Source organism: Fodinicola feengrottensis (assembly GCF_039530045.1).
In the GTDB taxonomy this organism is placed as follows: Bacteria; Actinomycetota; Actinomycetes; order Mycobacteriales; family HKI-0501; genus Fodinicola; species Fodinicola feengrottensis.
The window spans coordinates 181,939-201,354 of sequence record NZ_BAAANY010000019.1 but is presented as its reverse complement, the minus strand read 5'-3'; the positions used below and the strand labels follow the sequence as shown (position 1 = coordinate 201,354).

Genomic DNA, 19,416 nt, shown 5'->3' with positions numbered 1-19,416 from the left:
TTTCCGGCCCGCCGCGTCGACCCACCATTGACACATCCTTGGTAAGGTTGGCGCATGGCGCAGGGTGGCAACAGCAGTCCATCGATCGGCGAGCTGGTGGCCGGCAAGACTCCGACGTTCTCGTTCGAGTTCTTCCCGCCCAAGACCCCGGACGGGGAGCGGCACCTGTGGCAGGCGATCCGCGAACTGGAGTCGCTGCACCCGTCGTTCGTCTCCATCACGTACGGCTCTGGCGGCGGCACCAGGGACAAGACGGTCGCGGTCACCGAGCGGATCGCCGCTGAGACGACCCTGCTGCCGCTGGGGCACCTGACCTGCGTGAACCACACCGTCGCCGAGCTGCGCAACATCATCGGCCACTACGCGGCGGCCGGCGTACGGAACGTCCTGGCCCTTCGCGGTGACCCGCCGGGCGATCCCCAGGGCGAGTGGATCGCGCACCCACAGGGCCTGCGATATGCGAGCGAGCTGGTCAGCATGCTGTGCGAGGTGGGCAATTTCTGCGTCGGGGTGGCCGCTTTCCCGGAGAAACACCCGCGATCGCCGGACTATGACACAGACGTGCGATACCTGCTGGCGAAACTGCGGGCCGGCGCCGACTACGCGATCACCCAGTTCTTCTTCAACTGGCAGGACTGGACGCGGATGCGGGACGCGGTGGTGGCCGGTGGCAGCGACGCGCCGATCATCCCCGGGATCATGCCGGTGACGAATGTGAAGCAGATCCAGCGGATGGCGCAGCTGTCCGGCGCCGCCTTCCCCGCCGACCTCGGGAACCGGCTGCTGGCGGTGGCCGACGATCCGGAGGCCGTCCGGCAGGTCGGCGTCGAGGTGGCCACCACGTTGTGCGAGCGGCTGCTCGCCGAGGGTGCCCCGGGCATCCACTTCATCACCATGAACAGGTCCACCGCGACCCGCGAGATCTGGCAGAGCCTGCGGGTCGACCAGCCGGCCTGATGTTCCTGGCCGGCGGGTTGGCTGCGGTGACGGTCGCGTTGCTCGTTTTCGGTGTCGTACGGGCGCGACCGCCGGCTGATCCGCTGCCAGACCACGACGGCTATCTCGACCGTTGGTCGGCGCTGCACGGCGGCTGGCGGCCGACCGGCGTGTTCCCGGTCGGGTGGTTCCGCGTCACGTACGCACTGGCCGTCCGGCCCGCTCGTCGAGGCCTGCACCCGCACGTGGTGACCGGTCTCGGGCTGGCTCTGAGCGCGGCCGTGCCGTTGCTCGGGTGGGCTGGAGGGGGGTGGGCGATGGCCGCCGTGCCGGTGCTGATCTGCTGCGGGCTCGCCGACAGCGTCGATGGCGCGGTGGCCGTCATGTCCGGGACGGCCAGTCGGTTCGGCGCCGTGCTGGACAGTCTGAGCGATCGGCTGGGGGAACTGTTGTTCCTGCTGGCCCTGGTGGCGATGGGCGCCCCGCTGGCGCTGGCGGTGGCCGCCGGAGTCGTCGGGTATCTGCTGGAATACGTACGAGCGAGGGCCGCCGCGGTTGGCATGGCCGGTTTGGGCGTTGTCACCGTTTTCGAGCGGCCGATCCGGATTATCGTGATCGCTTTCGCGATCTTCTTCGCCGGCGCGGCACAACTGGCTGTCCACAACGGATTGCCGGGTGTGATCGCCGGGACCGGAACGGCGTTCTGGTTGCTGCTGTCGTTGGCCGGACTCGGCCAGATTCTGCGCGCCGCCCGTTCCGATCTGTCCGAAAGGTAATGCTGTTCTCAGCCGTGGGGGCGGCCATCCAGCGATATTGACGGATGTCAGAGCCATCACTACGTTGGCCAACGGCCGTTCAGCCCGGTCGTAGGACATTTCATCAGACGGAATACCGTCCCGCCCGGAAGGCCCAGATGGTCACCACCGAAGCCGAACTGCGAGCACTCTCCGACCAGGCGGCTCATCGCATCATGAACCAGCAGGGCACCGCCAGCGGCCGGCGGGCCGGTTGGCTGATGATCTCCACGATCCTCATCGAGGCGTGGGACCTGTACGCGATCGCGTTCCTGCTGATCTTCATCAAGAAGGACTTCGGCAGCGATCCGGTGTTGTTGGGCCTCGCCTCCGGCGCAGTCCAACTCGGTGCGCTGTTGGGCTGCTTTATCGGCGGCTGGGTCGCGGACAAATTCGGCCGTAAGAAGGTCTTCATCGTCACGATGATCATGTTCATCGTGCTGGCGTTGGCGCAGGGCTTCTCCGGAAACCTGTGGGAGCTGATCATTATTCGCTTCCTGCTGGGATTCCCGCTGGGCAGCGACATTTCCTCCGGCTACGCGTACATCATGGAGGCGATGCCGCGCGGCAAGCGTGAGGTGATGGGCAACCGCTGGCAGGCGATGTTCGCGATTGGCGAGGTGCTCGCGATTCTGGTGGTGTTGGGCCTTTACCTGACTGGCATCGACCACGAACTGCTGTGGCGGGTCGGCCTGGCGCTGGGCGCGCTGCCCGCTCTGACCCTGTTGCTCGGCCGGCTCACCATCAGTGACACTGCGCTTTCGCTGATCCAACGGGGCAAATTCCGGCAGGCCAAACAGGTGTCGCAGAAGATGTTCAGTGACTCGCTGGAAATGCTGCCGGACGAGGATTTCCACATCAAGCGACCGAGCACCACCGCTTTCCTCAAGGACATGTGGGCGGACCCCATCCGGCGCCGGGCCAGCATTTTCGGCTGGATTTCCAACGCCGCCCAGGGTGGCGAGTGGGGTGCGTTCGGGTTCTACCTGCCCAGCATCCTCGGAGTGGTGGGGGTCGCCAGCGCGACCACACATTTCGTTGGATACAGCCTGATCAACGCCCTGATCTACAGTCTCGCGATCGTCAGCGGCCTCGTCGGCCCGCTGATCACCCCACGTATCGGCCACCGCGGCATCGCCCAGTGGGGCTTCGGTCTGGCCTTTGTTTCGCTGCTGGTGGCCGCTTTCGCGCTGTGGGTCAACTGGCCGTGGCTGCTGCTGATCGCCGCCATCGTGATGGTTTGGGGCCACTACTGGGATGCGTCCAACGGCATGACGGTCACGTCGATGATCGCCCCCACCCGTTACAAGGGAACCGCCTCCGGGTTTGGCTACATGTTCGTGAAACTGGCCGCTTTCATCACCCTGTTCCTGTTCCCGATCATGCTGAGTTCGCTCGGCAACGCGCTGGCCACCCTGATCGTGTCGTTGATTTCGCTGGCTGGATTCCTCGCTGCCCGTTACATCCTCCCTGAGGTGTATGGCTACGTCGAGCAGGAAGGTGGCCGCGCGATGGAATCTGTCGGCGACGGCCGGCAAGCCACCGCCTGATCGTACGAACAAACAGCGGCGCCGCTGTTTTTGTTGTTAGGACCGGGTGAGGTACGAGATCTCCGCGGCAACCGTGCTGGGGCTATGCGCTGGCCAGGCCGCGTGTCCGTCGCCGTCCCATCGCACCAGGGTGCTTCCGGGCAGCGCCCGATGGACGTTTTCGGCCCATGGCCTCGGGGTAGCGACATCGTACGCTCCGGAAGTTAGCAGCACCGGCGGGAAAGAAGCTGGCACCCGCCACTGATGCGGCGTCCAGCGAGCCGGGGTCGGCCAGCCGGCGCAGCCGCTCGCGATGTCCCAGAACTCCGAGTAGCCGCGCAGAGTCGGCGCCAGTGCGCGTACTTTCGCCGCTTCGGCCGGAAACTGGCTGGCGGCAACTGCTGGCACCGGAATGTCCTGGCAGATGATCGCGCGATAGAGCGGATAGTCCCCGTTCTTCGCGGAGGTCAGTTGCGTCAGGTCACCCATCGCACCGGTTTGCAGGGCCCGCTGGATCCCGGTGGCGACCGGTCCGAAGAACGACGAGTCGTTGAGCCCCGTGTCGATCGCATTCGCGATTTCTTCGGCGCGTACGGGCCGGCCCTGATCTTTGATCCGGCCGGCGTCCGCTTCGGCCAGCAACTGGCTCACGGACTGCCGGAAATCCTTGCCGTGCAAAGCGCGGCTCGCCGTCGCGTCGCACCACTGAGCCAACCGTCCGACGCCGTCCTGGACCGCCAGCGCGTCCGTCTCCACCAGCCGCTGCCACGGCTGCGATCGGTCGACCACACCGTCGCACGTACGCGATCCGGGAACAGCTCGGCGTAGCTCTGAGCGAGCATCGTGCCGTACGAGACGCCGAGGAAGCTGACTTTCTGTTCCCCAAGCTCAGACCTGGCCAGGTCCATGTCCCGCGCCACACTCGCGGTGTCCAAAAAGGACGAGATCGGGCCGGCGGCTTTCACGCACTGCGCGCCAAGCTTCGCGTTGCTGGCCACTAGTGCCCTGGATTCAGCCTGGTTGCTGGGAAACTTGGAAACGGTGTGGTCGACTGGCATCGGGCAGTTGAGCGCTGGGTTCTGCCCGGTGCCGCGCGGCTCGACCGCGACGATGTCGAACCGGTCGCGTAGTGTCCGCGGGAAGTAGTATTCCCGTGCTTGCGCACTGGTCAGATAGCCAACTTCGCCCTCGCCGGGCCCGCCAGGATTGAAGAACAGTGTGCCGATCCGCTCGCTGGGCTTGGCGGCCGGCAGCCGGGCCACTTCAATGGTGGTCACCTTGTCTGGGTGCGCCCAGTCGACCGGCACCGCTATCTGTCCACATTGGACAGAGTCGGTACCGCACGACTTCCAGTCAATGGCGGGGCTCGCGGCCGAGGCGATCGCCGGAGTCATCGCGACGGCCGCCGCCAGAGCGGCTGCCAAGGTCACAGTTTTCGTCAGTTTCATCGTGATGTGGTGCTCTCCTGCTCGGATTTGTGGTGCTTTTGAGCGTAGTGACCGCCTGAACTGCTCCACATGATCTGTCGGGCTTACGTCGATCATTCGGGGGAGTGAGAGCTGTCCGCATTCCCTGTCAGGGATGTCACCGATGTTTTTCGGACCCGACAAGCCCGGCGGTGAGCTGAGCGGACAGCAGGACCAGCGGCAACCCGCCGCCCGGATGCGAGGAGCCACCGACCAGGAAAAGACCGGGCACCACGGATTTGTTGGCCGGCCGGAGAAAAGCGGCCCGTGCCCCGTTGCTCGAAGTGCCGTAGATGGCGCCACCGACCGCGCCGGTACGGTCTTGCAGGTCTGCCGGCGTGATGGTTTTCGCGAACCGTAGGCGATCGCGTACGTCCAGACCTCGGTCGGCCAGTTTTGCCAGCAACCGCTCGGCATATCTGTCCGCCAGTCCTGGTTCGCGCCAGTTCACCTGCCCCTGCCTTGGCGCGTTCACCAGCACGAACCAGGCCTCCTGGCCGGGCGGCCGTACGGTGTCGTCGGCTGGATTGCTGATGTACAGCGTCGGATCCGGTACTGGCCGCGCGGCGGGACCGAAGACCGCGTCGAACTCGGCGTCGTAGTTTTCCGGAAACAGCACGGTGTGGTGGCCGAGGCCGAGCGTACGGCCGGACAAACCCAGCAACAGGACGAAACCGGAGAGTGACCGGGACGCTCTTCGCAGTTTCCGGAGCTCTCTCGGAAGCGGCAGCAGGTCACGATAGAGCACCTCGGCGTCGGTGTTCGCGACGACCGTACGAGCCGAGATGACCTCACCGTCGGTCAGCCGGACGCCGGTGACTCCGTCTGGAGTGACAGTGATTTTCTGAACGTCCGCTTGCGTTCGGATTTCGACGCCCAGAGCCGTACAACGGTCGACCAGCGCGTCGGCGATTTTCCGCAAGCCACCCTCGACGTACCAACCGCCGTAGGTTGTTTCCATATACGGGATGGCGGCCAGCGCGGCTGGAGCGCGGCGCGGATCCGAACCGGTGTAGGTCGCGTACCGGTCGACCAGCATCCGCATTCGTGGGTCATCCAGGTAGTGCGCGGCGAGCGAGCGCAGTGACCGCCAGGGTGCGATGGTGGTCACATCCCGGATATTCTTGGTCTGTCGTAGGAGATCCAGTGGACCGTCGACAGTGGACTCCAGGAAAGGTCCACGGCTGGCCGCCCAGATGTTCTCGGCACGGCTGAGAAAGGCATTCCACTGTCGGGCCGAGCCGGCGCCGAAAGTGTCGTCGAAGGCCGCGTCTCTCGCGTACTGGTCGGCACGCATGGCGAGCCGCGTCCCGTCGGCGAACCGGTAGTCGGCGATCGGGTCCAGCCGGCGCAGTCCCAGCGCGGAGGTCACTGGCTCGCCGGTCTCGTCGAACAGATCTGCCAGCACCTGCGGGAAAGTGAGCAGGCTCGGCCCGGTGTCGAACCGATATTCACCGTCCGATGTGGACACTTGGATCAGCCCGAGCTTGCCACCTACCTCCGCGGCCCGCTCGCAGACCGTGACGTGATGCCCGCCGGCGGCCAGCCGGGCGGCCACCGCGAGGCCGCCGACCCCGGCGCCGACGACCACCACGCCGGTCACACCAGCCGGCCTTTCCATTGTGTTTTTCCACGCTTACGCCAAGAATTCGCGGTCAGCGCGACCAGTGCGGCGATCGAGGCCGGATGGGCGAGGGTATCCGGCCAGACTCGGCCGCCGGTGGCGCGGGCGGTGACCACCCGACCGGCGACGCCGGCGAGATAGCCGATCAGGCCAACGGGGTTGCCGGCCAGCGCGGCGACCGCGGGCAGCACGTACATGCCGGCGAGGGCGGCGGTGACCGCCACCGCGCCGGCCGGCGATCCGAAGGCCGCCCGCAGTGATTTTTCATAGCCGTCAACGATTTCGGTGGTGCCGGTGTACATTCGGCAGCTGGCCAGGCTGGTACCGTCCACCACCACTCCGCGGCCGCCGGCCCGCTTGACCGCCCGCAGCAGGGCCACATCCTCGATGATCTCCATCGCGACCGCCTGGTGGCCGCCGGCCTTGTCGTACGCGCTCCTTCTTACCGCGAGCAGTTGGCCGTTGGCGGCGGACAGAGACGGACGCGGGGAGGTTTCGGCCAGCCGTAACGGCAAAAACGTGAGCCAGGACCACTGCAACAGGGGCTGGATGAGCCGTTCGGCCGTGGTTTGGGCTATCTGTCGCGGATAAGGCGAAATGAGGTCGAGGCCGGTGGAGCGCATCAAGTCCACAGTGGACTCGATCGCGTGCGGCATCAGCACCACATCGGCGTCGACGAAAACCAGGATCTCGCCGCTGGCATGCCTCGCCGCCTGCGCGCAGGCGTGCGGTTTTCCCAGCCAGCCGGTCGAAAGCGGATCACCGGTAACGAGCCGTACGCGTGGATCGCCGGCCGTTGCGGCCCGGACCATCTCGGCCGTACGGTCCGTGGAACCGTCGTCGAGGACGACGATCTCGATGTTTTCCGGCGAGGACTGGGCCAGCAGCGACCGCAGGCATGGCTCCACTCGGTGCTCCTCGTCGCGTACCGGCAGGAGCACCGAAACTCTCTCCCGCAGCGGCGGCGGGTTCTTCGCCGGCCGCCGTAGGAGCGCGGTGTTGACGATTGCGTGCGCGGTCGCCGCGATGGCGGCCGTCGTCCCGGCGGCCACCGCCCACCGCCAGCCGCCGCTCACCGGCCGTGCGTTCGTACGAGGTGGACCGCCAGCGGCACCGCGACCAGGCCCATCGCGACCGCTCCGGCCAGCGCCGACGCCGGCAGCCCGAGGAAGACCGCGTGTGCGAGGACGGACGACGCGTACGTCCATATATAGAGCGCCATCATCGGCGTATCCGGGCGGTTGAACGCGCGCTTAGGTGTGTGTTGGGTGGGGTCTTTATACGTGACGTCCAAACCCACGTACCCACCCCCCGCCCTTTTGGGTGGGGGCAACAATGTCACCTCGGTACGACAGTTTCGCACCGCACCTGCCTCCCGCTGCACAATCGGATTCCGATTGTCACGGTCCGGAGCGTGCCGAACGGTGTTCTTGTGACAATCGGATTCCGATTGTGCGGACAGCAGGGTCATCAGAACCAGGGCCACGGCTAGCCAGCCGGCGTAGTTGGTCAGCGGCACCGAGGCAATGCCAGGCAGCGCCGGCGAAGGGTGCAGCCATCGCCAGTGGCCGGCGGCCACCATTTGCGGGTCCAGGAACACGTCCCAGCTGGCCAGCGCCCAGCCAGCGACGCCTGCCCGCAGCCAGCGTGAAGAGCGGATCAGGCGGCCGGCGACCAGCCAGGCCGGCCATGCCATCATCGTCCACGCGAACGGGATGACCAGCGGCACGCCGAGCAGTCGCGGCCCGAGTGTGCCGGCGTAGACGTACGACCCGAAAGGCCAGCCGGTCGCGACGCCGATGGCCTCGACCGCGAAGCCGCCGCCAGCGGTGACAGCGACCAGAACAGCCGCGAAACTTACTCCACGGGTCGCCGCCGCGTGCGTGATCGACGTGGCCGCGAACAGCAGAACCGTAGCAACGGTAAGAAAATTTCGTACGGTGCCGCTGGTCAGTGGATAGCAGATCTGCGCGAGCACGGTCGCTCCCGCCAGCGCCCAGACGGCTGCTCTACGCGGAGGCACTCGGCGGCGGCGAATCGAACGGGAGTAGCCGCCCGAGCACCCCGAACGGCCGCGCGTCACCCGGAAAGAGGTAGTTCCGCAGCACATCGACGAAACCGAGCCGGCGATAGAGCCGCCACGCACGGGTGTCGCCCTCCGGCGTGGACAACAGCACCGAAGTCGCCTTCACGCCGTCCAGCAGCGCCCGCAGTTGCGCCTCACCGAGGCCGTGACCCTGCGCGTACGGCATGACGTGCAGCTCGACGAGCTCGAAGCAGTCCGACAGCCAATAGCGCGCGGCCGGCCGGTCCAGGCCGGCCCGGACCTGCTCGTGCCACCACTGGCCGGGGCCGCTGTGATAGCCGTAGCCGATGCCGACCAACCGCCCGGTGGCCGGCTCGATCGTCGCCACCGCCCGGAAATCGTCGCGTTGGGCGTGCCCGGCCACGAAACCTCGGCGACTGCCGATCAGGCCGGGGGAGTAGCCCATCGCGGTGACATAGACGCGCAGCACGTCGTCGAGCCGGCGAAGGAACTCGCGGCGGTCCCAACGCACCAGCTCCGTGCTTATCTCTTCGGGGTTCACTCTGCTTGCTTTCATGTCACCGGATCCGCACCACGGAACGTACCAACCGAGTCGAGCACACCGAACCTCGCGAACAATTCTTCCGCATACCAGCCTTCGCGGTCCTTACGCGCCATCACGGCCTGGTGCGGCGCACCACGATACGCGAAAGCCGTCAGGTCATCGGCGTTTCGCCACACGGAAATCGTGCCCTGGACGCCGACCGGGATCTCGCTGACGCCGAGCGCGGCCAACAGCCCGTCCCGGCCGGCGATGTCGGCGGCCACCGGTGGGATCGCCCGCCAGAACTTCGGGACCTTCGCCGGCACCAACCGGGACCGGGTCAGCGCCACCACCTTGCCCTTCCAACGCGCTGGTTTTGGTACGCCGAAAGGGGCTCGGCCGGACCAGCGACCGCGGGACGACAGCGGTGTGAGCCGCAGCCGCCATTGTTCGCTCGCCACCCGCCGCCACGACCGCACCACCTGGGATTCCTCGAATTCAGCCGCGTCGCGCTCGCTGCGCCAGGTCGCCAGCAGGCCATACTGTCGTACGTCCACGTCACGCAGCGAGAAGGTCCGGTCGTGAGTGGTGCCCAGCAGTTTCCCGAACCGCAACCCGTTCGTCCGCCGTACCGGCCCTCGATGGGTCGCCATCCGGGCCGCGGCGGCCGGCACCGATCGCGCCGGGACCCGCCAGATGTGCACGGTGACCAGCGGTGGCACCGGATCGGGTTCGGGCAGGTCGCGCACCCGCCCACCTTACGTGTTTGGTGACGCCACCTGTGCGGGCATGCCCCCGGTGAGCGCGACCAATTCGTCAAAGGTGGTGGGGAACACCGACTGCGGCACGCCGGCGGCCGCCCACACCTGGTCGTACTGCCGCAGATCCGCATCCACCAACGTCCGAATCGGCGCCGGGTGTCCGAGCGGCGCGACGCCGCCAATGACCTGCCCGGTGTGCTGCCGGACGAAGTCGGCGCTGGCCCGTTTGATCTTCTGTACGCCCAATTTCTCGGCCACCGCCGCGGTGTCCACCCGGTGCGCGCCGGACGTGAGCACTAGCAACGGTTGGCCGTCGGCGTCGAAAACCAGCGAGTTCGCGATCTGGCCCACCTCAATGCCCAGCGCCGCCGCGGCCAGCGCGGCAGTGTGGACGGCCTCCGGGAGGATCTTGATCTGCCCCGGCGCACCGGCCTCAGCCAGCGCCGCCGCGATCTTCTGCACATTGGGATGGTCGTGCGAGCTCATACCCGCCAGCGTACGACCGCAGGCAACGGAGATTCCCGCCGCGTCCCGCTGCCTGCGTGAGGTGCAGGCGAGAGTTACCGGGTGGGGAGGATGGCGGACTCGTCGACGGGGGCGTCGAAGTCGATCCGGTAGTCCACCTGCCAAGCCATCCGCTCCGGCTTGGCCATCAGCTTCATCACCGTCGGCATGGTCAGGTCACGGAACACCCGCGCCACCGGACCGGCGGCTTTCTCGCTGCTCGTACGTGCGCCACCGGCGATGATCCGCTCCACCCGGGCCCGCCGAAGTCGTTCGTACGCACCGAAAGCCGCTTCGGCGGTCGGCAGGTCACGCAAGCAGCGGGCCAGCTGGATGGCGCTTTCGACCGCGATCGACGCGCCCTGCCCGGAGCTGGGTGACGTGGCGTGCGCGGAGTCGCCGACCAGCACCATCGCGCCGCGGCTCCAGGTCGGCACGGTCGGCAGGTCCTCCAACGCGCCGACGATGACCAGGTCTGCCGGCCGTACATGCCGAAGGATTTCCGGCGCCGCCGTCCGATCCTGCGCATAGAGCTCACGCAGGATCCGCAACCACTCGTCGCCACCGATCGCTCGTGCCTGCCCGACCGTCAGCGGCTTTTTACTGGGTACGTTGGCGAACCAGCCCGCCTGGCCCTGCTGGTCCACGCCGTACGCGAAGAAAGCCCGCTTCCCGTAGCTCATGTTCATGGAGCCGTTCGTGGATGCCAGTTTCGGGCCCATCGCGGGCCGGCCGGCGATGCCGAGGAGACCAGTGAAACGCGGGCTGGGAGCCGCTGGGTCGATGATCGACCGGACCGTCGATCGGAGGCCGTCGGCGCCGATCAGGATGTCCGCGGACGCCTGGGTGCCGTCGGCGAAGGTGGCGGTGACCCCGGTTTCGGTGTTTTCGGCCCGTACCAACCGTTTGTTGTGCTCAATCTCGATGCCATGGCTGGTCGCCGCGTCGTAGAGCACGCGGTAGAGGTCGGCGCGCCACACCGTCTGGATAAACGGTGGGCCGGCCGGATCGCCGAATTCGGCGAGCTTCTTGCCGGTCCAACTCTGGATGACCATCGTCGACACCGGAATCGACACGTCGACGATCGCGTCCTTCACGCCGACCAGGTCGAAGGCGTTCAAGCCGTTGGTCGCGAGGCCGAGCATGCCGCCGACGCCGTCCGCAGTTTCGTCGTACGCCTCGAAAACTCGGGCCTGGATGCCCACTTTCCGCAGTGCCATCGCGGCCACCGGTCCGGCGATCCCGCCGCCGATGATGATTGCTGTTCTTACGTCAGACATGTTTCCCCTTGGGGTGGGTTCGTGAACCTGCCCGGGAAAGGGAGCCCAGCTAGACTTGCGGTGCCACCTCGTGGCTGGGATCCGCTCACGCGGTTTCGGTTCGAGGTCGAGGACCTCGGCGCTGGTGCTGCAACACCGGCGTCGAGGTTTTTTCTTTGTCAGTCGGGTGTGCTGCCCCTCTCCGCGAGATCGATCAGTTCCTGCGGTGCCTCGCCGGTCAGGTGAAAGGCCCGCCAGTCGTCCAGGTGCGGGAAGGTGCCAGTGGTCAGCTCGGCCAGGAACGCCCGTACCCAGTCGGCCTCGGCCACTCGGATCGCCAGCTCATATTCGGACTCGACCAGGAAAAGTCGGGGAATCTCGGCGGCTTCGCGCAGCAACTGAGCGCGATCGGCGGCGAGCTCGGTGTCCAACAGGTCGAGCCGCTGCTTGAGCAGCCCGATCGTCTCGTCCGGCCCGAGGGCGCCCAGCACCGACAGTGCCGCGGCGAACCGCAAGTGCTCACGCTCGGGACTCGACACCAGTTCCCGCACCCAGTCGCGGAGCTCGTCGCTGCCGGCATCGGTGATGGCGTACACCGTTCGCTCCGGCCGCCCGCCCTCCCGTACGCTGCCCGTCGCCGCCACCAGCCCGTGTTTTTCCAGGTTTTGTACGACTGTGTAGAGCGAGCCCCACTTGATCGGCATGTCCCGGTCCTTGCCGCGCTCGCGCAGGATCGACGCCATCTCGTACGGGTGCATGGGCCGCTGGGTGAGCGTCGACAGCACCGCCAACGCCAACAGGTTTCCCACCCTGCGCCGTTTCGCCATCGCCAGTCTCCCTCGTACCCGAATGCTCGTACACGAGTATACGGTGACGAGTAAGCACTCGGCAAGCGGCGCCTGGGGGGCTTAAGCGGAAAGGCGGTCGCTCTCGCGGGCGGAGGAGTCGCTCGGCTGCCGCCCGGCGGCGGCGTCGGCGAGGACTTCGGCGTGCGGGTGGGAGCGGATCAGTGAGGCCGGTACGTGTTCGGACACCGGGCCATGCAGCGCCTCGTGCAGAATCTCGGCCTTTTCCGCGCCGGTGGCGATCAGCAGCACCTCGCGCGCCTCCAGAATCGTGCCGATGCCCTGGGTGACCGCGCGGGTCGGGACGAACGCGTCGCTGTCGGTCCAGTAGCGCTCGTTGGCCTGCCGGGTTCGGCGGTCCAGCTCGACCACGCGGGTCCGGCTGTCGGCCGGGCTGCCCGGCTCGTTGAAGGCGATGTGGCCGTTACCGCCGATGCCCAGGATGGCCAGGTCGACGCCACCGTACGAGGCGATGACCTGTTCGTACGACGCCAGGGCGGCAGGTGTCGGGTCGTGTGCCGGCAAGGTGTGGAAGGCGGTGATGCCGGTCGGGGCGAGCAGGTGTTCGTGCAACCACGCCCGAAAGCTGGCCTCGGTGTGGTCGTCGACGCCGGCGTACTCGTCCAGCTGGATGCCCTGCACTCCGCGCAGGTCCAGCTGCCCGGTCTGGCTGCGGGCGACGATCTCGCGGTAGACCGGCAGCATGGTCGAGCCGGTCGGGAAGGTGATCACCGGCCGCGGGTGCTGGGCCAGCACTTCGGCCAACCGGTCGGCGACGGCGCCGGCCACTTCGGTGGGGGTGTCGAATATACGGAGGCTTTTCACCGGATCTCCTTGATCAGCCCGTCCGCGGTGTCGGTGACCGTGAGCGGGAATCGGTGCGGGTGCTGCGAGGAATAGGTGACGCACATCGGCAGCCCGGTCGCGTCGAAGGTGGTCTGCTCGACTACCAGTACGGCGGCCGGCGCGGCCAGCCCGAGGATGTCGGCCTCGGCTTCGTCGGCGAGCCGGGCGGTCACCAGGCTCGTACTGCGGGCCGGCCGGAAGCCGAACCGCTGGGTGAGGGTGGCGAAGAGCGACCCGTCGCCGACGCCGGAATCCAGCAGGCCGGCGCCGACCGCCAGCGTGAGATACGCGTTTTCGACCAGCACTGGGCTGCCGTCCAGGGTCCGCACCCGGTGCAGCCGTACGACCGGCTCGCCGGGGGTGATCCGGAGCGCCTCGGCGACCGCGTCGCCGGACGGGGACAGCTTGACCAGGTGCGTGGTGGTGCCCGGCTGACGTCGGTGCTTGCGAGCCAGCTCGGTGAAGCTGAGCAGCCCGTTGAGCTCCACCGGAGCCCACGTCTCGGACAGGAAGAAGCCTTTGCCGGGAGCGCTGTAGATCCGCCCCTCGTGCATCAGCTCGGTGAGCGCCTGCCGGACGGTGATCCTGGAGACGCCGAAAGTCTCGATCAGCTCCCGCTCGGATGGCAGCCGGTCGTGGGGCCGCAGCTTGTCCGCCTGGATGCGGGCGACGATCCGCTCTTTGAGCTGACGGTAGAGCGGCACCGACGACTGTCGCTGCAACGCCTGAACCGCCGCTTTCATGCGTTCAGTATGACCTGTCATAACAGGTGATGGCCGCGAACGTGACCGGCGTCGCTAGACCAGCTCCGGCCTCAGGGGGTAGACGCGTGACCGGCGGGGCTCGGTAGGGTCGCTGGCCACATTGGGGCTGCGGTCGCGATCGCGCGTGGCGAACTGCTCAGGTTGGCGTACGCGTTCGGATATTTGTTGGTTTGCGGCCGAAGATGCCGAGCTTTCGCGCTGACGCCCGACGGCGCGATCGATGACGAATGTCCCGAGAGAACTATGGCGAATTGCATCTATCCTGACCCGGTTTGCGCCACCTATCGTTCTCGTGCCCTAGCCCTAGCAAGGTAGGAATACGAAGGAAAGTGAGTCCCGGATGCGCAAGATCTTGGCCGCATGCCTGGTCGCCGGAAGCGTTTTCGCTCTGGCCACGGCAACGGCGTCACCAGCCGAGGCGGCGACGTACTCGCCCCAGGGATCCCTCCCCTGTCGGGAATACAACGACGCGCACGGCAGCGCCTTGGCCGGCAAGTGCTGGGACTTGCCCGCTCCTAACACCGTTTTTCGTATTCAGGTGGACTGCACTGACGGCGCGGTCGAGGACGGGAACTGGGCGCCAGCCTATTCGTGGTCCGAGGCTTACTGCTCCGGAACAGCCACGGTCACCGGCCACTGGTACGAGACGATGTAGTCGGTGCGTGCTCAAACAATTCGGTAGCGCTAGACCGTGCCTCCCGCTCTGGGGCGGTTGAAGCGCAAATTCCGGGTCGACCAATGCCGTACGACCCGGAATTACGCTCAAGACATTCCAGCGGACGCAACGTCACAATCAGGCCCCGACGGTGACGGAGCGGGGGCCTACGCGGCGAAGGCGCGGACGATGGTGTGCCGGGACCGGCGGTCGGCCGCGGTGGAGACCAGTCGGTGCAGGCCGAGCTGCATCATGGTGGTCAGCGTGCTGTCCTCACCGCGGGCCAGCGCGGTCAGGAACTGGTTGTGGATCTGGTGCCACGCGCCCCGGTAATAGAGGTAGCGGAACTCCGGCAGCGCGATCTCGGCGACGATCCAGTGGTCAGCCGGCGCGGTCAGGGTCAGCTTGGGCATGCCGGTCTCGTTGGTCACCCGGATGGTGCCCTCCCGCAGCGCCGCGCAGCGTTGATCGGCCGGCACGTCGCGGAGCCCGGCGTGGATGTCCTCGACCCGCAGGTCGTCCCGTTCCCCGCTCTCGACGGTCCCGACGGTGAGCCCGTACGAAGCGGACTCCAGGTAGCCGGCGGGGTTGTCCAGGCAGAGGTCATGGCGCCAGCTGAGCGGCGCCTCCGGGCGCTCGCCGGCCAGCAGGGCGGCCAGTTGCTCGTCCAGCGCGCCGGCCAGCGGCGAGTCGGCGGCCAGTGGGCGTACGTGCGTGACGAAGTCGAGCTCGGGGTGTTGCGGCCCGTACGCGAGCATGGTGGCCACCGCGCGGATGTCGGCCAGCAGCGTCACCGGGTTGGCGACGATGTCCAGGATCAGGCCGTCGGTCCCGGTGGTGCCGGCGGAGCGAGTGCCGTTGACCGGCACGCGGGCCTCCCGCAGGTGGCGCTCCAGTCGCGGTACGACGTTCTCGAAGGCTTCCATGCTCGGGCGCGGCGAGCGCAGCGCGGCCCGGATGGTGTCGTCCACCTCCGGCTGCGGGGCGGCGGCCGCGGCGTACCGGAGGCCGAAGCCGCGGTCGATCTGCGACTGGTCCAGCAGTCGGCGGCCGAGCGGCCCGTACGTGAAGGCGTAGCTCTGCCCGTCGAGGACGAGCAGGATGGCGCAGCCGGCGCTGCTCGCCGACAGGTCGACGCCGAAGCCGGTGAGGACGGTCGCCGCGTCGCACCATTCGGCGGCGTGCCCGCTGACGCCGCGGATGACCAGTCCGTCCGCGGTGCCGATGGACACCGTGTCGACGGCGAAAGCCGGATCGTTGACGTACTGCTCGGAGAGGCCGCCGTAAAGCGCGGTGCGACTGTGGGCCGGCAGGTCCAGGCGGTACAGGGTGCCCTGCTTCCGCCGCTCGCCGGTCATGCGCGGTGCCGTACCTACCATCGCATCGACTCCCGTCTCTGCGTACTCACCTACTAACGGTGAGTAGTTCCTGCCGCCCTGTGGATCCTGTCTCGTTGCCAGCCTCGCGGTGGCGTAGACAGGGATCGGAGCGATGGGAAACGGCATCTTTGCCGGTGGTGCACTTTTCCGGCGGGCGACGTGTCGCCCAGTGAGAGCATCGTCGCTCCCTTGTGGTGATCGGACGATATCAGTGCGTCATCCGGGCTCGGCAGGGACCCAACCATCGGAGATCATCCGGTGTCAAATCCGCCGGTAGCGCAGGTTGGCGGAGGCTCGCGTGACCTGGTGGAAAGCGGGCACCCCGGCGAATGTGGGCCAGGCGTGGTCCGCGAGTATCGATACCGGGCGCGTTTCGTCCGGGAGAGGACACAGGTATCTGATGAGCGGCATTCCTCGACTGAAGCTCAACAACGGTGTGGCGATTCCGCAGCTCGGCTTCGGAGTTTTCCAGGTGCCGCCGGAGCAAACCGAGAAGACAGTGACCAGCGCACTGGAGGCCGGCTACCGCAGTATCGATACAGCCGCCGGTTATCGGAACGAGGCTGGGGTCGGCGCCGCGGTGGCGAGATCCGGTCTGCCCAGGGGCGAACTCTTCATCACCACCAAGCTCGCGAACGGTGACCAGGGCTACGACCAGACGCTGCGTGCTTTTGACGACAGCATGGGCAAGCTTGGCCTGGATTTCGTCGATCTCTACCTGATCCATTGGCCGCGGCCGGACCGCGACGAGTATGTGGCCACCTGGAAAGCGTTCGAGAAAATCCATGCCGACGGCCGCGTCCGCGCGATCGGCGTGTCGAACTTCCAGCCAGTGCACCTGCGCCGGCTGTTCGACGAGACGGACGTCGTGCCAGCGGTCAACCAGATCGAGCTGCACCCCCAGTTCATCCAGGCCGAGCTGCGCGAGTTCCACCGTGAACACGGAATCGCGACAGAAGCATGGAGCCCGCTCGCTCAGGGTGCGGTGCTCGGCGTACCGCTCCTCACTGGAATTTCCCAGAAGTACGGCAAAACGCCCGCTCAGGTGGTGCTCCGCTGGCATCTGCAGCTCGGCAACGTGGTGATCCCCAAGTCAGCCACCCCGTCCCGGATGCGGGAGAACCTCGACGTCCTCGACTTCGAACTCGCCGACGATGACGTGGACGCGCTCTCGTCGTTGAACACCGACACGCGGACCGGACCCGACCCGGACACCTTCACCATGTAGGGCGGCGGAGGTACGAGGCAATGGGTGGCTTTGGCGATGTCCTGGTCTCGGGGGCTCGGGCCGGTCGACGGTGCTGGTCGCGGGGTGGTGTCATGGACGACAACATCCGTCACGGGCAGCAAAAGTGTGGAGCGCACCGCTAGAAGGTGGTGACCGGGGAGGCGTGAGCGAGGCCGGCGAGGGCGACGTGGGCGTTGTCGATCGAACGTGCTGGGCCGACCATCAGGGTGAGGCGGGCTCGGGACAGCCATTGTTCGGCCGTACCGGTTGCCGCTTCGATATCGCCAGTGAAGGGACCTTCCACGATCGCCTGGTCAGCACGGGGGCGCTGGGTGAGCGCGGTGGCGACGCTGCCCATCGCGTTGTCGAGTGCGGTGATGACCTGTCGCAGAGCCCCGATCGTCGCGTACGCATCCGTGCCGGCCGCAGCGCCGTTGCGGCGCGCGACGACGGTCAGTGCGTCGGCGGCGTACCGGATCAGCGTTTCTGAGGTCATGGTTTCTGGGGATCGCAGGTGCTGCTCCGCTTTGGTCATAGGACAATTCTCGTCCCGAGGGGGATTCAAGGGAAGTTACTTATTCTGAATTCTGCTGTAGTTTGACTGCATGACGATCGATCCTGGGCGGCTGTTGATTCTGCGGGCGGTACGTCGAGCCGGCGGCGTTCAGGCGGCCGCCGGGCTGCTGCATGTGACGCCGTCGGGCATCTCCCAACACCTGGCGAAACTGGAGGCCGAGGTCGGCCTTGACCTGGTGGACCGCTCCCGCCGGGGCGGTGGCCGCCCGCTGTGCCTCACCGCGGCTGGGCATCGGCTGGCCGACGGCGCCGAGCGGGTCGCGGACGCGCTCAGTGCGGCCGAACGCGACCTGGACGAATTTCGTACCGACGTGTCTGGGCCGCTGCGTATCGGCGGATTCTCGGTGGCGATCACCGAACTCGTGGCGCCCGTGGCGATGCGTCTGGCGGTCACCGACCCGACCCTGGACCCGTGCATCTACGAGCTCACCGAGGCCGAGGGACTGGCCCGGTTGGGCACCGGTGACCTTGACATGTTGATCAGCGAACGGCTCGGCCCCGGCGACCCCGAACGCCCCGCCGGCGTGGTCGAACGTGACCTGATGCCGGACCCCTACCGGGTGATCGTGCCGGCGTCCTGGCCAGTGCTCACCGACGCGGCCGAACTGCTGGCCAGGCCGTGGGTTACGACGTCGTACGACATCCTCTACCGGCGGGTGCTCGTCGACGTCTGCGAGAGGCACGGCGTCACGCTCAACGCGCACAACATCGGCACTGGTTCGGCCGCCACCCTGCTGGCCCTGGTCGCCAACGGACTCGGCGCAGCGATCATCCCGGCCCTGACGCTGAGCCAGAACCCCACCCCGAACGTCCGACTCAGTCGCGGCGTCATCGACCCCGGCGGCCGCATCATCTCGGTGCTGTTGCCGGCCAACCGCGCCAGCGCCGCGGCCGACCGGTTCGTCGCGGAACTACGCCGCTACGCCGCCAGCGGCCGGGCTGAGGAGAACCCCCTCGGTTAGGTATCCGCTGGGCAGACCAACCACGCAGTACGAGTGGCCTTCTGTGGCGAGTCGTTCGATGACGTCCTGACTGCCGCCGAGTTACTGGTCCGACAGCCACGCCATAAGCCAGACTGGTGGAATGAAATCCCGAACTGGTGGCATGTGGTGGGGAACGACGATTGAGGCGCCCGATCCCAGCGGTCTGGCGAAGTTCTACTCCGAACTCCTCGGTCTACCGATTGGACACGAGGAACCTGGGACGGCCATCGTCGCCGGTTCCCCGCAAGGACCGTTTTTCGTCTTCCAACAGGCGGACGGCTATCGCCCTCCCGTATGGCCTCCCGTCGACGGGAAACAACGGCCGATGATGCACTTCGACTTTCAGGTCGGTGATCTGGACTCGGCGGTCGCTGACGCGGTGGCGTTGGGTGCCACTCTGGCGGAGTCCCAGCCACAGGAAAACGTACGAGTGCTGTTTGATCCGGCCGGCCACCCGTTCTGTTTGTGTTTCGACGGGTGAGGGCCTGGTTGAAGCGGGTGGCTGCTGCGGAGGTGAGTGGCTTGGTTGGAAATGGTGTTTGCGGTGGGGGTGAGGGCCTTGGTTGGAAGTGGTGTTTGGTGCGGAGGTGAGCGCCCTGGTTAAGGGCGTTTTCTGCGAGGGGTGCGGCGTCTCGTCTACCAGCCATCGGAAAATCCCGCCCCCGCCACCAAAGACCGGTGGCGGGGGCGGGATTTT

General features: G+C 67.1%; 21 protein-coding genes. 7 read left to right on the top strand and 14 right to left on the bottom strand.

Annotated elements, in window-relative coordinates; all coding sequences use genetic code 11:
• Positions 1-54: 54 nt before the first annotated feature.
• From metF to ABD301_RS23875, 3 genes are all read left to right on the top strand, one after another.
• Positions 55-957, top strand: coding sequence for a methylenetetrahydrofolate reductase [NAD(P)H] (metF, locus tag ABD301_RS23885; protein ID WP_344312708.1), 903 nt, complete (start codon positions 55-57; stop codon positions 955-957).
• Positions 957-1,712 (top strand): CDP-alcohol phosphatidyltransferase family protein, encoded by a 756-nt coding sequence (locus ABD301_RS23880; protein WP_344312706.1) that lies wholly within the window; start codon positions 957-959, stop codon positions 1,710-1,712. Before metF ends, ABD301_RS23880 begins: the two co-directional genes overlap by 1 nt.
• Positions 1,713-1,849: 137 nt before the next feature.
• Positions 1,850-3,280 (top strand): MFS transporter, encoded by a 1,431-nt coding sequence (locus ABD301_RS23875; RefSeq protein ID WP_344312705.1) that lies wholly within the window; start codon positions 1,850-1,852, stop codon positions 3,278-3,280.
• A 36-nt stretch (positions 3,281-3,316) separates the two neighbouring features.
• Here ABD301_RS23875 and ABD301_RS23870 read toward each other — a convergent pair whose 3' ends face one another.
• The 12 genes from ABD301_RS23870 to ABD301_RS23815 form a co-directional block, all read right to left on the bottom strand.
• Positions 3,317-3,910 carry an alpha/beta hydrolase gene (locus ABD301_RS23870; protein WP_344312704.1) on the bottom strand — a complete coding sequence of 198 codons (594 nt, stop codon included), beginning with the start codon at positions 3,908-3,910 and terminating at the stop codon, positions 3,317-3,319.
• Positions 3,907-4,707 carry an alpha/beta fold hydrolase gene (locus ABD301_RS23865; RefSeq protein ID WP_344312703.1) on the bottom strand — a complete coding sequence of 267 codons (801 nt, stop codon included), beginning with the start codon at positions 4,705-4,707 and terminating at the stop codon, positions 3,907-3,909. The genes ABD301_RS23870 and ABD301_RS23865 overlap by 4 nt, the downstream gene beginning before the upstream one ends.
• A 136-nt stretch (positions 4,708-4,843) precedes the next feature.
• Complete coding sequence (locus tag ABD301_RS23860; RefSeq protein WP_344312702.1) at positions 4,844-6,346, bottom strand: phytoene desaturase family protein; 1,503 nt, start codon at positions 6,344-6,346, stop codon at positions 4,844-4,846.
• The gene (locus tag ABD301_RS23855) at positions 6,325-7,425 is read right to left on the bottom strand and encodes a glycosyltransferase family 2 protein (protein WP_344312701.1); all 1,101 of its coding nucleotides are present in this window, start codon (positions 7,423-7,425) and stop codon (positions 6,325-6,327) included. Before ABD301_RS23855 ends, ABD301_RS23860 begins: the two co-directional genes overlap by 22 nt.
• A complete protein-coding gene (locus tag ABD301_RS23850) occupies positions 7,422-8,327 on the bottom strand; it encodes a carotenoid biosynthesis protein (protein ID WP_279580870.1) in 906 nt (301 codons plus the stop codon). Before ABD301_RS23850 ends, ABD301_RS23855 begins: the two co-directional genes overlap by 4 nt.
• Before the next feature lie 31 nt (positions 8,328-8,358).
• On the bottom strand, positions 8,359-8,952 hold the full coding sequence (locus ABD301_RS23845; RefSeq protein ID WP_344312700.1) for a GNAT family N-acetyltransferase: 594 nt from the start codon (positions 8,950-8,952) through the stop codon (positions 8,359-8,361).
• Positions 8,949-9,668: a monooxygenase gene (locus ABD301_RS23840; protein WP_344312699.1), complete on the bottom strand. Its 720-nt coding sequence runs from the start codon at positions 9,666-9,668 to the stop codon at positions 8,949-8,951. Before ABD301_RS23840 ends, ABD301_RS23845 begins: the two co-directional genes overlap by 4 nt.
• Positions 9,669-9,677: 9 nt before the next feature.
• Positions 9,678-10,166 carry a YbaK/EbsC family protein gene (locus tag ABD301_RS23835; protein WP_344312697.1) on the bottom strand — a complete coding sequence of 163 codons (489 nt, stop codon included), beginning with the start codon at positions 10,164-10,166 and terminating at the stop codon, positions 9,678-9,680.
• A gap of 74 nt (positions 10,167-10,240) precedes the next feature.
• Complete coding sequence (locus ABD301_RS23830; protein ID WP_344312696.1) at positions 10,241-11,464, bottom strand: FAD-dependent oxidoreductase; 1,224 nt, start codon at positions 11,462-11,464, stop codon at positions 10,241-10,243.
• A 158-nt stretch (positions 11,465-11,622) separates the two neighbouring features.
• The gene (locus tag ABD301_RS23825; RefSeq protein WP_344312695.1) at positions 11,623-12,270 is read right to left on the bottom strand and encodes a PadR family transcriptional regulator; all 648 of its coding nucleotides are present in this window, start codon (positions 12,268-12,270) and stop codon (positions 11,623-11,625) included.
• Between the two features lie 81 nt (positions 12,271-12,351).
• Complete coding sequence (locus ABD301_RS23820) at positions 12,352-13,113, bottom strand: glucosamine-6-phosphate deaminase (protein WP_344312694.1); 762 nt, start codon at positions 13,111-13,113, stop codon at positions 12,352-12,354.
• Positions 13,110-13,877 (bottom strand): GntR family transcriptional regulator, encoded by a 768-nt coding sequence (locus ABD301_RS23815; protein ID WP_344312692.1) that lies wholly within the window; start codon positions 13,875-13,877, stop codon positions 13,110-13,112. Before ABD301_RS23815 ends, ABD301_RS23820 begins: the two co-directional genes overlap by 4 nt.
• A gap of 361 nt (positions 13,878-14,238) precedes the next feature.
• Between ABD301_RS23815 and ABD301_RS23810 the strand changes: the two genes are divergently transcribed.
• Positions 14,239-14,553 carry a hypothetical protein gene (locus ABD301_RS23810; protein ID WP_163569221.1) on the top strand — a complete coding sequence of 105 codons (315 nt, stop codon included), beginning with the start codon at positions 14,239-14,241 and terminating at the stop codon, positions 14,551-14,553.
• Between the two features lie 167 nt (positions 14,554-14,720).
• On the opposite strand, the gene ABD301_RS23805 is transcribed toward ABD301_RS23810, so the two are convergent.
• Positions 14,721-15,911 carry a DUF6119 family protein gene (locus ABD301_RS23805; protein WP_344312691.1) on the bottom strand — a complete coding sequence of 397 codons (1,191 nt, stop codon included), beginning with the start codon at positions 15,909-15,911 and terminating at the stop codon, positions 14,721-14,723.
• A gap of 421 nt (positions 15,912-16,332) precedes the next feature.
• On the opposite strand from ABD301_RS23805, the gene ABD301_RS23800 reads away from it, so the two are divergent.
• Entirely contained in the window at positions 16,333-17,160 is an 828-nt protein-coding gene (locus ABD301_RS23800) for an aldo/keto reductase (protein ID WP_344312690.1), read from the top strand.
• A gap of 139 nt (positions 17,161-17,299) precedes the next feature.
• Here ABD301_RS23800 and ABD301_RS23795 read toward each other — a convergent pair whose 3' ends face one another.
• On the bottom strand, positions 17,300-17,695 hold the full coding sequence (locus tag ABD301_RS23795) for a hypothetical protein (protein WP_344312689.1): 396 nt from the start codon (positions 17,693-17,695) through the stop codon (positions 17,300-17,302).
• A 70-nt stretch (positions 17,696-17,765) separates the two neighbouring features.
• On the opposite strand from ABD301_RS23795, the gene ABD301_RS23790 reads away from it, so the two are divergent.
• Both ABD301_RS23790 and ABD301_RS23785 read left to right on the top strand, forming a co-directional pair.
• Positions 17,766-18,698 (top strand): LysR family transcriptional regulator, encoded by a 933-nt coding sequence (locus tag ABD301_RS23790; RefSeq protein WP_344312688.1) that lies wholly within the window; start codon positions 17,766-17,768, stop codon positions 18,696-18,698.
• Positions 18,699-18,819: 121 nt separating this feature from the next.
• The gene (locus tag ABD301_RS23785) at positions 18,820-19,200 is read left to right on the top strand and encodes a VOC family protein (RefSeq protein WP_344312687.1); all 381 of its coding nucleotides are present in this window, start codon (positions 18,820-18,822) and stop codon (positions 19,198-19,200) included.
• The last annotated feature ends 216 nt before the right edge of the window (positions 19,201-19,416 follow it).